The sequence below is a fragment of the Streptomyces sp. NPDC002054 genome (assembly GCF_040296685.1).
Taxonomy (GTDB): Bacteria; Actinomycetota; Actinomycetes; order Streptomycetales; family Streptomycetaceae; genus Streptomyces.
This window is the reverse complement of record NZ_JBEOXT010000001.1, coordinates 280,125-292,019: the sequence shown is the minus strand read 5'-3', so window position 1 is coordinate 292,019 and position 11,895 is coordinate 280,125. Positions and strand designations below refer to the sequence as shown.

The following is an 11,895-nucleotide window of genomic DNA, read 5'->3' as shown; positions in this document are numbered from 1 at the left end:
GTCACTCCTTCACGGCGCCGGCGAGCAGGCCGGAAACGAAGTGGCGCTGCAGCGCCAGGAACACGAGGGCCATCGGGACCGCGGCGATCGCGGTGCCGGCGAGGATTGCTCCGTAGTCGGTGTCGTCCAGGCCCTGGAGCGAGGCGAGGGCGACCGGGACGGTGAACGAGGAGCTGTCGCGCAGCACGATCAGCGGCCAGATGAAGTCGTTCCACTGGTAGAGGAAGAGGAAGATCGCCAGGGCGGCGAGGGCGGGTTTCATCGGCGGCAGGGCGACCTTCCAGAACAGTTTCAGTTCGCCGCAGCCGTCCATCCGCCCGGAATCGAGGAGCTCTTGGGGCAGGGCGGACATGGACTGGCGCATCAGGAAGATCCCGAAGGGCAGGGCGAGGTTGGGGGCGATGACCGCCTGGTAGGTGTCGAGCCAGTGCAGGTCGGCCATCATCCGGAACAGCGGCACCAGGGTGACCTGGACGGGGATCACCAGGCCCAGCATGATCAGCCCGAACAGCCCGTTGCTGCCCCGGAACCGGTAGGTGGCGAAGCCGTATCCGGCGAGGGTGCAGACGGCGCCCGCGCACACCGTGTAGAGGACGGCGATCAGCAGGGAGTTGACCAGGACCCGGCCGAAGTCGGCGGTTTCCTGGAGCGTGGCCAGGTTGTCGGGCAGGTGGCCGCCGGGGATCAGGGGCGGCGGGCTGGAGAAGATCTCCTGGGAGCTGTGCGTGGCGGCGACCACCAGCCAGTAGAAGGGCACGACGACGACGGCGAGCACGATCGCGAGGCCCGAGGTGAGCAGGATGCCGCGACCGCGGCGGGCAGCGGTGGTGGTCATGTCTTCTCCCCCAGGATCCGGAACTGGATCAGTCCGAGGATTCCGATCAGGACGGCCAGGGCGTAGGCGATGGCGGACGCGTAGCCGAAGTCGAAGTATTTGAAGGCGTTCTGGTAGAGGTACACGCCGATGGTGAGGGTGGCGTTGTCCGGCCCGCCGCCGGTGAGGACGAACGGCTCGTCGAAGAGCTGGAGGGTCCCGATGGTGGACAGGACCGTGGTGAGCAGCAGGGCGGGCCGCAGTCCGGGCAGGGTGACGTGGCGGAAGGTCTGCCAGGCGCCCGCCCCGTCCACGGCGGCGGCGTCGTACAGCTCGGCGGGCACGGTCTGCAGGCGGGCCAGCAGGATCACCGCGTTGTAGCCGGTGTAGTGCCAGGTGAGCGCGAGGCCGAGGGAGATCCGCGCCCACAGCGGGTCGGTCAGCCAGGGCACGGCGTCCAGGCCGGCCAGCCCGAGCACCCAGTTGACCAGGCCGTAGTCCTTGTTGAGGAGGACGGAGAAGGCGATGCCGTAGGCGACCAGGCCGGTGACCATGGGCAGGAAGAAGCCGAGGCGGAAGACGCTCCGGCCGTACAGCAGCCGGGAGTTGAGGGCCACGGCGAGGCCGGTGGCGAGTGCCAGCATCAGCGGGACCTGGACGAGGAGCACCACGGCGGTGTTCTTCAGGGCGGTCCAGAACAGCGGGTCGTGGAGCAGCCGGGTGTAGTTGTCCGCGCCGGCGAAGGTCTCCTTCCCGCCGACGGTCGTATGCAGGCTGAGGACGAAGGACGAGCCGATCGGGTACAGCTTGAAGGCGGCGAAGAGCAGCAGGGCGGGCAGTACGAAGAGGTACGGGGCGAGCCGGCGGCGGCTCCGGGGGCGGCGGGCCGCCGCCCCCGGAGCGGGAGCGGCGGGGGTGCGCGTACGGATGGGGGCGGCGGCGGTCATCGCCGGACCTTGCGTCCCGTCTGGGCGGCGAGCTGGTCGGCCGCGTCGGCCAGGACCTTCGCCGGATCGGCGCCCTTGAGCAGGACCTTGGACTGGGCGTCGGTGACGAGCTTGAGGGCCCGGGCGTAGTCGGCGGTGTAGTGGAAGGGGGATGAGGGGGCCTTGAGGGCCTCCAGGAAGATCTCGCCCTTCTTCTGGCCGCTGAAGAAGGGCGAGGGCTCGTGGAACACGTTGTCCTCGTAGGCCTTCATCAGGGCCGGGGCGATGCCCTTGCTGCGGTAGATCTTGACCTGGGAGGCCGGGCGGGTCAGCACGAACTCGATGAAGGTCCAGGCGGCGGCCTGGTGCTTGCTGCTGCCCGCGACGGCGAGGTGGGTGGAGTTCACGGTGGCCGCGGTGGGGCCACCCCGGCGCACGGCCGGGGGCAGCCGCACCTTCCACTTGCCGGCCTCGTCCGGGACCTGCTCCTCGACGACGCCGCCGAACCAGGTGGGCGAGGGGTGAACGGCTGCGGTGCCCTTCTTGAGGGCGCTCATCAGGGCGTTCCAGCCGCCGGAGAGATCGTTGACCAGGCCGGCGTCGTTCATGGTCTTGATGAGGGTCATGGCCTTCACGGCCTCGGGGGTGTCGAGGGTGATCGCCCCGTCCTGGTCGAAGTAGGAGGTGCCCTGGAGCTGGAGCAGCATCTGGAAGAAATTGGCGGCGTCGGGCTGGGAGGCGGGCTTGTCGATGCCGAGCAGGAAGGCGCCGGTCTTGGCCTTGAGCTGCCGGCCGGCCTCGATGGTCTCGTCCCAGGTCTGCAGTCCGGCGACGTCGATGCCGGCCTTCTCGAAGAGGTCAGCCCGGTAGTAGAAGCCGGCCGAGTTGGCCTCCCAGGGAAGGGCGTTGACCCGCTTGCCGTCGGGGGAGACGGTCTGCCACAGGCCCTGGGCGAAGGCGTCCTTGTGGGCGGTCGCGCCGAGCGGGCCGAGGTCGGCGAGGGCGCCGGGGAACTTCTCGACGTAGCCCGGGAGGTAGTCGACGCCGATGTGCAGGACGTCGGCGAGGCCTTGGCCGCCGGCGGCCATCGCGGTGGTGATCTTGTCCCAGATGGCGGGGTTTCCGATGTCCTCGATGGTGACCTGGATGTCCGGGAACTTCTGGTTGAACTCCGGTATCAGGGCCTTCAGTTCGGCGGCCGGGCCCTGCCAGGACCAGACCGAGATACGACCGCTGGCCGGGTCGCCCGCGCTGCCCGAGGCACTGTCGGCGCCGCTGCCGGAGCAGGCGGTGAGCCCGGTCAGGCCGGCCCCGGCGGCCAGCGCGCCGACCGTCTTCAGCGCTCTCCGACGTCCCATACGTTCCAGTTCCATGGCTGATCCACCCCTGCTCGCACCGTTGCGGTAGCTGACTGGCCGGAACTCAACCACGCCGTCCGTCACACTTGCAAGAGTTCGATGAAATCTTTCAGTTCGGCCTGGCAGAAAGTTCTGCCGGATCCATTGCAAGCCTTCCTGAAGCGTTGCTAGCGTGCCGCGCGCCGAGATCCGGCCGTCCGACCCGGGAGAACCCGATGCCGCTTTCCCCTGTGCCGCTGCTGTCCGCGCTCGCCCTGCTCGCACCGCTCACCTTCCTCGACCCCGGCTTCGAACAGGGCGGTCAGGGCTGGGAGTTCGGTCCGGGAACCGGGGTGGCCACCAACTACCCGCACGGCGGGAGCAGACTGATCTACCTCGATGCCGGGGCGGGCCGGAAGGTCGCACAGACCCTCACCGCCACCGAGCGGGGCAGCTACGACGTGTCGGCCTGGATCGCCACCGGCGGCCCGAACGGCCGCTACGTCGCCCGCGTCAACGGCACCGAGCGGGCGGCCCTGACCCTGCCGGCCGCCTCCAACTACCGCCGCTACACGCTGAGCCGGATCGCGCTCGTGCCCGGCGACCGGCTGGAGATCGCCTTCGAGTCCGGGGACGGCTGGGTCAACGCCGACGACCTGATGCTCTCCCCCGCCGCGCCCGCCGACCCCAGGGTCAGCTCCTCCGACCCGAAGATCGTCGAGATGTTCGACTGGTCCAAGCGCAAGGCCAACAGCTGGGTGCACCTGCCCGGCACCCCCGGCCCGCTCAACGTGGACGAGAACCGCACCGGCGGCACCGGAACCGGCACGTACGGGCCCTCCTACTGGGCCGGCTATGCCAACCGCAGCGGCTACTACTCCCGCGACATGGCCCACCAGCTGGCCGGCGCGGGCGTGCTCGGCCTCTCCGCCGAGAACAAGGCGATGCTCAGGTCCTTCGCGGCAACCGCCACCGCGCAGCACAAGTACTACCCGGTGTGGGCACTGAACTTCGACAACGGCACCCCCCTCGCCATCGACTACCGCAGCCCGACCAACTTCGTCCGCGAGGTGCCCGCCCCCTTCGAGCTGGTGCAGAAGGCCGAGGAGGCCTACCGCTGGAGCGGGGACCGCAGTTACCTCGACGACCCGGTGCTGTGGGACTTCTACCGGCACACCACCGGCGAGTTCGTCGACCTCCACAACGGCCTCAAGGACAACGGCACCGTGAAGGTGGCCGAGGGCACCGGCGGCGGCATCTTCCAGGGCACCGCCAGCTACAACGAGCAGAGCGGCGAGCCGCTGGCCGAGGCGGGCGACGCGATCGGCTCCCAGTACCAGGCCTACCTGGCGATGGCCTCGCTGGCCCGGGCGAAGGGGGACTGCGAGCTGGCCGACGCCCACGAGCGTCGGGCCAAGGACCTCAAGACGTACTACAACACGGTGTGGAGCGGCTCCGGCTCGGGCGCGGACATGGTACGCGGCTACACCACCGACGGGCGGGCGCTGACCGGCTGGGGCAAGGAGAACAGCTGGTTCATGCCGATGAAGCAGATCATCGACCCGGGCGCCCGCCGGGAGGCCTACCTCGACTACATCGACCGCGAGGCCTCGGGCCCCGGCCGCCCCGACAACATCGAGGCCCTCACCTACCTGCCCGACACCTTCTTCACCAACAACCGCAACGACACCGCCTGGAAGTGGATGAAGGAGGTGTACGACCGGAAGGACGTCCAGCACGTCAACGCCAAGCAGGGCACCAACGGCGACTACCCGGAGGTCTCCTTCACCCTCCTCGGCCAGACCGTCCGCGGCCTGATGGGCGTCACCCCCGACGCCCCCGCCCGGACCCTCACCACCCAGTCCCGGCTGCCGTCCGGCATGGACTGGCTGAAGATCGACGACCTGCGGGTCGGCGACTCCGGCTTCTCGCTGCGGCACGACGGCGCCACCCGGTCCACGCTGGCCAACACCGCGGGCAGTGCCACGTACTCCTGGGAGGCCCGCTTCCCCGGCCGGCACAACCGGATCACGGTCAACGGGGTGCCCCGGCCGGCCCGGACCAAGGTGGTGGACGGAGTGACGTACACCTACACCACCACGGCGGTCGCCCCGGGCCGGACGGCCACCGTCCGGGTCGGTTAGCTCTCCTGGAGGTCCCGGTTGGGGCTCCCCGGCGGGTCGAAGAGCAGCAGGCCGTTGCGGGTGGCGACGGCGATCTCGCCGGCCGGGGAGACTGCCAGGCCGGTGCAGGGGGAGGGCAGTTCGACCCGGTGGCCGGGTTCCCCGCCGGCCACCGGGCGGATGTGGAGCTCACGGGTGCCGGCGGCGACGTACGCGTGGCCGCCGGGGAGGGGTGCGGCGTGCCGGACGGGGTGCGGGGTGGCGTGGTCCGCGGTCGCGCGGAGCACCCGCCCGCGCCCGCGCCGCAGCAGCCGCTCCCGGCCGAGCAACCGGAGTCCCTCCAGCGGCGGTTCGGGGTCGGCGAGGGCGGCGAGCAGGTCGGTCAGCGCATGGAACCGGGCCCGGTCGCCGTGCACCAGCAGTACCCCCGGCCTCCGGTCGAGGACGGCGGTGAAGGCCGCCCGTACTCCGGACCCGTCGAGCCGCGCGCGGGCCCACCGGCCGGTGGCCGGGTCGGCGAGCCAGATCCCTTCGTCCGTCTCCGCGAACCCGAGGGTGTGGCCGGCGCAGCGCACGGCCCAGGCATCGTGCAGTGCGGCAAGCCGGACGTGGTCCGTGTCGTACCGGGACCATTGCGGGTATACCGGCACGGGTTCCGGGCGCAGGTTGTGCAGCAGGGCACGGTGCCTGCCGGTCCACAGCAGCTGGTGCAGCAGCGGGCCGCGCGCCAGGTCCTCGACGGCGAGGAAGCCGCGGCCGGCCGAGAGGGAGAGCAGGTCCTCCCTCTCCCCCGCCGGGTCCGGCAGTGCGGTCAGCCGCTTGCGGCCCGGACCGTTCTCGTGCGGTACCGCGAGCCGCAGCGGGGTCCCGGCCGGGGCGAGCGCCGCCGGATCGGCGAAGTCCCAGTACTCCACCAGCCCGTGGTGGTTCCGGGCCACCACAAGCGCTCCCGGAGCGGGCCGGCGGGCCGCGGTCACCGCGCGATAGCCGCTGCCGCAGGCCGAGGCGAGCCGCCGGACCGTCGTACCGTCGGCCAGGTCGTGCACCAGCAGCCCGTCCCGGCCGTCCGGGGAGACACAGACCGGCCGGTCGCCGAGGGAGGTGGTGGCGACGGCAAGCCCGGAGGGGACCGGTTCCCGGCCGTCCGTCAGGGTCCAGCCGCCGCCCGGCTCCCGGACGAGCAGGTGCAGGCCGCCCCCTGTGTCACCGCAGGCGAGGCCGCGGTCCTCGGGGCACAGGGAGCGGATCCGGCGGTCGGTGCGGCGCTCCCACACCGGGTGCAGCATCCCGCTCTCGTCCGGCTCGTGGACGGTCAGCCGGTGGTCGTCCCCCGTACTGGCCAGCCACAACCCCGGGCCGGCGGCCGTGACGAAGGACAGGGCAGCGACCGGGCGCCGGTGCGCGGCCACCGGGCCGGAGAGCAGCCGCCCGCCGGGCAGGGACCACAGCCGCAAACTGCCGTCCTCGGCGCCGCCCGCGAGCCGGCCCGAGCCGTCCGGGGCGAGGGCGAGCGCGGTGAGCCAGGCACCGGCCGCGCCGCCGTCGGCGGCCGGCGGGTTCTGCCCGAACGGGCGCCCGCCGTCCGCCAGGTCCCAGCACAGGACCCGCCCGTCGTCGGTACCCGCGACGACCACGTCCCGGCCGCGGACCCGGCCGGCGCACAGCGCGGTGACCGGGCCCGGCGCGGTGAACTCCTGCTCGCGCACCGGCACTCCGGCGTCCAGCAGCAGGATCCGGACCCGGCCGAGGCCCACGTACCGGGTGGTGGCCACATAGTCGAGGCCGTCCGCGGTCCGGCCGCACACGGCGTGGGCGAGGGAGTCCGTCCGTTCCCTGATGCCCGATGGCAGCGGCTCGGCCGGACGGCTCCACAGTTCGGCCCGCCGGCGGGGATCCCAGCAGCGGATCCCGAGGTCGGCTCCGACGCTGACCAGACAGGGAACACCGGCCGGTCCCCGGATCTCACCGAGGGCCAGCACGGGCACATCGTGCGCGACGAGTTGCTGGGCGTCGACGGCGTACGGGGTGGGCAGCAGCCGGACGATGCCGTCCGAGCCGCCGAGGCTCCGGATGCCGTCCACCCGGGCCAGGGACCACACCTCGTGCTCGTCCTCCTGGCCACCGATGCGCTCTCCGGAGACCAGGTCGTAGAGCTGGAGGCCGCGACCGCCGCCCCAGACGGCCACACAGTCCGTCACACCGATACGGAAGGCCGACAGCCGGCCGCCCCACCGGCCGACGTGCAGCGGGCGTCCGATGGGACGGCCGCTCTCGACGTCGATGCGGTGGACGAGGCCGTCGGCGGTGGCGGCGGCGATCAGCCACTGCCGGTCCGACCGCAGGACGGCCACCGAGGTGACGATGTAGGGCCACTTCAGTACGGTCCGGGCGGGCTCCTCCGAGGCGGGGTTCATCGGGGTGATCTGCACCCGCCCGTCCCGCCCGCCCGACACCAGCAGCCGCCCCAGCGGATGAGGGTGGATCACCGCCATGGCGAGTACCGCGGCCCGGTGCTCGCTGGGGATCGTCTCGCCCACGATGCCGGCCTCGAAGACGTCGCCCATCTGCATCACATCGCCGTCGGCCAGGCCCAGCAGGAAGGTGCCCTCCGGCAGACCGTCCGGCACGGCACAGGCGGTGACCGGGCCGAAGTCGCCGCCCAGCGAGTAGACCAGCTCGGCGGCACGCTGGTGGGACCGTTCCCGGACCTGCTCCCGCTGGTAATCGTCCGCGACCCGGTTCACCGCACGGGTGAGCCGCCGCCGCGCAGGACCGGCGTCGAGACGGTAGACGAACACCTGGGTGGACGAGATCCGCAGGATCGCGCGACCGCTGGCACCTCGGCGGAGGACGACCGCCACGTCCAGGGGACTGCGCCGCAAGGAGTCGGGCTCGTCGGGCGGCAGGGGCAGCCGCCAGGAGGTCGTGTCACCCGTCCGGACGTCGAAGACCCGCAGCTCCCAGGCGGATTCCAGCGGCGAGGTCCGCCGGCCGTAGGGCGCGGCGTTGTCCTCCGGTTCCCGCGGGATGAAGTCGTCGAGCACCACCGCTGCCCGGCCGTGCTGCCCGGGCAGCGCCGTCCAGGGGCCTCTGCGCAGCCATTGCGGCCCCGGGACCGGGATGTCGGCGGCCTGCTCCCCCGAATCCACGTCGCACCGGAAGAAGGCCCGCGTGTCCCGCAGCCCGCAGAAGTCCGCGCCGCCGTCGGCCCGCGGCACCACCAGCCCCGTCCAGTCCGACAGCCCGGCGTAGTCCCGTTTGCCGCCGTGCGGGTTCCACACCGCCCAGCGGGCCCGCCACTCCGGCCGGTCCTCCCCCGGCGCCGGGTCGCAGGAGTCGGCGAGGGCCCCGGCGCCCCGGCAGACGGCGGCCAGGCGGAGCCGGGCGCGGGCCTCCGGGGTGGCGGGGCGGCCGTCCAGGCTGCGGAGTTCGGCCTCCCGTTCCCGTACGGCTGCGCCCGCCCGGCGGCCGGCCGGGGTGCGCAGGCCGGGCAGTGCGGCCATCAGCTGGCCGGGGGCGCAGGTCAGGACGTACTCGGCGTCCTGGACCAGCTCGTCGAGGACGCCGGCCGCGCCCGCGTGCAGGGCCAGATAGCGGCGTACGTACGGGTGGGCGGAGCGCCAGCCGCCGGGGAGGCGGTCGGTGGCGGCCCGCAGGACGGCGGTGACGGTCGCCTCGACGGCGCGTTCGTCCCGGCCCTCCCGCAGGTACTCGATCAGGGCGCGATGGTAGACGCGGTAGACGGAGCCGCCGTCCTCGACGCTCTCGACCATGTACGAACCGGCTTCGTCCCGGAGTCGGAACAGGTCGGCATCGCCGTACGGGCGGCCGGCCAGGGCGGTGGCCAGCTGGGGCCAGATCCCCGCCCAGGGCAGGCCGACGCCCTGGGCGAAGGCGAGCGGTACCAGCAGGTCGCGGGCGGTGGCGGCGCGGTCGCCGAGCCGCTGGCGGAGATCGCGTTCCATGGCCTCGCCGGGCAGCCGGGGCAGGGCGTCCCGCCAGGCCTGGTCCGAGGGGTCGGGGACGCGGATCTCGCGGGCGACCGTACGGGCGGTGATCCGGGCGACCAGGAAGGACCGGCCGGCGGCTTCGGCGATGGCCTCGGCGACCGCGTCCACCCGCTGCGGGTCGGCGGCGGCCAGCACCGAGCCGGGCCCGGTGAGCAGGGCGCGGACGTACGCGCGGACCGCGAGCGGGTCGGCGTACTCCTCCTCGTCGAGGTCGATGCGCAGGGCCGAGGCGGGCAGCCGCCGGGCCACGTGTCGGCGGGCGCCGAGCAGCAGCCGCAGCGGGAGGCCGAGTTCGGGGTCGGCGAGCGGGAGGAGCAGTTCGTCGGTGGCGCCGCGCGGGTCGAGGGCCTCGTCCACCGAGTCGACGAGGATGACGAGGGGGTCGGTGCGGCGCTGCAGGGCGGCGGTGAGGGCGCCGAGGGTGTCGGCGGCGCAGTCCGCGGCGGCGGCGATCGCGTCGAGCAGCTGCCGGGTGGACTTGTGGCCGGCGTGCACGGCCGCGTGGACGGCTCCGGGGACGGGCAGGTCGCCGTCGGGCAGCCGGTCCCGGGGCACGGCGGCGGCCCGGACCGGGTCGGTGAGCAGGGTGACCATGCCGAGCAGGGAGGACTTGCCGGAACCGGGGTCTCCGGTGACCACGCAGAGCCGGTGGTGGGGGCGGGCGTCCAGCCAGCGGGCGGTGGCGTGCAGGGCCTGGTGGCGGCCGGTGAAGTCCCAGACCTCCTCGGTGGGGACGTCGGTGCCGCGCGCCCGGGGCAGGAAGTGGCTGAGGAGCTCCTCCCCGCGGGCGGTGCGCTCGCGGGCACGGAGCTCGACGAGCCGGTCGATCTCGTCGACCTTGAGGTCGGCGGCGCCCGGGACGTACCAGGGGTTGGGCAGGAACTCGGGGATGGCGGCGGAGGCCTGGCCGAGCGACCAGACGGGCCGCTGCCACTCGGGGACCTGCGGGTCGGTGCTGACGGCGGCCATCACGTGTTCGAGGCTGATGGCGGCGGGCGCGCGGCCTGCGGTGGCGCGGCTGCGGACGGCGCGTTCGAAGGCGGCGGGCAGGGCGCCGGGGCGGGTGACGTCCTTGCGGCGGGAGGCGGCGATCAGGGCGAGGCCGGTGGTGTGCGGTTCCCCGGGCCCGGCGGCCGGTCCGGACGGGGTGCGGAACCGGCGGGCCTGGAGGGCGGCATGCAGGGCGTCGTCGGTACCGGCCTCGGCGTTGCAGCAGTCGAGGAGCAGCAGGACCCGCTCCAGCGGGGTGTCCTCCCAGATCAGGGAGACCAGTTCGGCGGTGGGCAGGGCGGTGCCGCGCAGGTCGTCGGGGTCGGTGTCGGCGAGCATCAGGTGGTGGACGCCGCTGGAGGGCGCCACCGCGCCGTGGGCGGCGACGTAGCAGACGAGATAGTCGTCGGGGCGGCGGGCGGGGTCCCGGCAGAAGGTGCGAAGGGTACGGGTGAGCTCCTCGCGGGTGGGGTCGAGCCAAAGCGGGCGCTCCGGGCTGGCGCCGGGCGCCGGGCCGGCGCCCGGAGCGACGCTCCGGGCGGTGCCCGGGCCGGTGCCCGCGCCCGGCCGGGTGACCGGCTCGTAGCCCAGTTCCGCGAAGAGCGCGGTCATCCGGCGGACGTCCGCGGCGAGTTCCGGCACGTCGTGGTCGGGATGCCCGGCGATGTGGGCGACCGCCGTGGCCAGCACGAAGCGGCGCGGGCGGTCAGAGGCCGCCCCGCTCACCGCACTCCCCCGGCAGCAGGCACGCAGCTGCGCGGGCGGTCAGCGGAGTCCGCAGCCATCGGCGACGGCCGCGCCGGCCGCTGCGGAGTCGAGGTAGCGGGCCATGTCGTGGGCGTGCGCGCCGTTGTGCACCAGATGGCTGCGGACCCGCTCGCCGAACAACGGCCGCAGGTCCTTGGCCAGGGCGACCACATCGCCCTCGTCGGCAATGTTGGTCCACTGCTCGACGGAGCCGGGCCAGTCGCCCGGCGCGCCGCCGTCCGGCAGGCTGAGCCGGTCGAAGACCAGGTTCCGGATGCCCAGCGGGGAGCCGACCGTCAGCAGCGCGCGGACCGGCCATTCGGGGTGCGCGGCGAGGGTCTCGTACGCGACCACGCTGCCCAGCGAGTGGCCGATGAGCAGCCGGGTGTCGGGGCCGATGCGGGCGGCGACCCGGTCGGCGACGGCCGGGCGGACCCCGGGCTCGCAGAGATAGCGCCGGACCTGTCTGAGGTCGGCGACCAGGGCGCGCAGCGCGAGCCCGGAGAAGAACCGGGACCGGCTGAGCGCATCGAGGGCACGCTGGACCGACCGGGGGGCGCGGGCCAGGGTGGGTTCGTCGGGCGGTACCACGGCGGGGTCGGTGCGGGCGGCCTCGGCCCACAGCAGCCGCAGCAGCTCCGCCTCGAACTCCGGCTCCACGTCGGCGGCGTCCCAGGGCGGTTCGTGGCCGGACAGCACCCGGCCGGGCGGCCGGAACAGGTCGCCGTAGAACACGCAGACCAGGTCGGCGGGGTTCAGCCGGTCCTGGTGGCCGGCCCGGCGCAGGCCGTCGGCGAGTGCGGGCCACCACCGGCCGTGCTGTTCCTCTTCGCCGCCGAACTGCTGACCGATGCCGTGGACACAGACCACCCGCGCCATCGCACCCCCCTCGCCCAAGTCCCTTGCGCGTCAATGACCTTAACCACAACCGAGGCTCCCGGACCTCGT

At 73.5% G+C, this 11,895-nt stretch carries 6 protein-coding genes; 1 reads left to right on the top strand and 5 read right to left on the bottom strand.

The window, feature by feature from the left end; all coding sequences use genetic code 11:
• Window position 1: 1 nt before the first annotated feature.
• From ABT123_RS01295 to ABT123_RS01285, 3 genes are read right to left on the bottom strand one after another with little or no spacing between them, the layout of a single operon-like run.
• Window positions 2-835: a carbohydrate ABC transporter permease gene (locus ABT123_RS01295; RefSeq protein ID WP_351307921.1), complete on the bottom strand. Its 834-nt coding sequence runs from the start codon at window positions 833-835 to the stop codon at window positions 2-4.
• On the bottom strand, window positions 832-1,761 hold the full coding sequence (locus ABT123_RS01290; RefSeq protein WP_351307918.1) for a carbohydrate ABC transporter permease: 930 nt from the start codon (window positions 1,759-1,761) through the stop codon (window positions 832-834). Before ABT123_RS01290 ends, ABT123_RS01295 begins: the two co-directional genes overlap by 4 nt.
• Window positions 1,758-3,098: an ABC transporter substrate-binding protein gene (locus ABT123_RS01285; protein ID WP_351307916.1), complete on the bottom strand. Its 1,341-nt coding sequence runs from the start codon at window positions 3,096-3,098 to the stop codon at window positions 1,758-1,760. Before ABT123_RS01285 ends, ABT123_RS01290 begins: the two co-directional genes overlap by 4 nt.
• Window positions 3,099-3,313: 215 nt before the next feature.
• Between ABT123_RS01285 and ABT123_RS01280 the strand changes: the two genes are divergently transcribed.
• Entirely contained in the window at window positions 3,314-5,221 is a 1,908-nt protein-coding gene (locus ABT123_RS01280) for a hypothetical protein (RefSeq protein ID WP_351307913.1), read from the top strand.
• On the opposite strand, the gene ABT123_RS01275 is transcribed toward ABT123_RS01280, so the two are convergent.
• Both ABT123_RS01275 and ABT123_RS01270 read right to left on the bottom strand, forming a co-directional pair.
• On the bottom strand, window positions 5,218-10,926 hold the full coding sequence (locus ABT123_RS01275) for a caspase family protein (RefSeq protein WP_351307911.1): 5,709 nt from the start codon (window positions 10,924-10,926) through the stop codon (window positions 5,218-5,220). The two genes, ABT123_RS01280 and ABT123_RS01275, sit on opposite strands and share 4 nt — an antisense overlap.
• Before the next feature lie 39 nt (window positions 10,927-10,965).
• A complete protein-coding gene (locus ABT123_RS01270) occupies window positions 10,966-11,826 on the bottom strand; it encodes a hypothetical protein (protein WP_351307908.1) in 861 nt (286 codons plus the stop codon).
• Window positions 11,827-11,895: the final 69 nt, after the last annotated feature.

Coding starts and splice junctions, on each gene's coding strand:
- ABT123_RS01295 (WP_351307921.1), bottom strand. CDS start 835: ATGACCACCACCGCTGCCCGCCGCGGTCGCGGCATCCTGCTCACCTCG.
- ABT123_RS01290 (WP_351307918.1), bottom strand. CDS start 1,761: ATGACCGCCGCCGCCCCCATCCGTACGCGCACCCCCGCCGCTCCCGCT.
- ABT123_RS01285 (WP_351307916.1), bottom strand. CDS start 3,098: ATGGGACGTCGGAGAGCGCTGAAGACGGTCGGCGCGCTGGCCGCCGGG.
- ABT123_RS01280 (WP_351307913.1), top strand. CDS start 3,314: ATGCCGCTTTCCCCTGTGCCGCTGCTGTCCGCGCTCGCCCTGCTCGCA.
- ABT123_RS01270 (WP_351307908.1), bottom strand. CDS start 11,826: ATGGCGCGGGTGGTCTGTGTCCACGGCATCGGTCAGCAGTTCGGCGGC.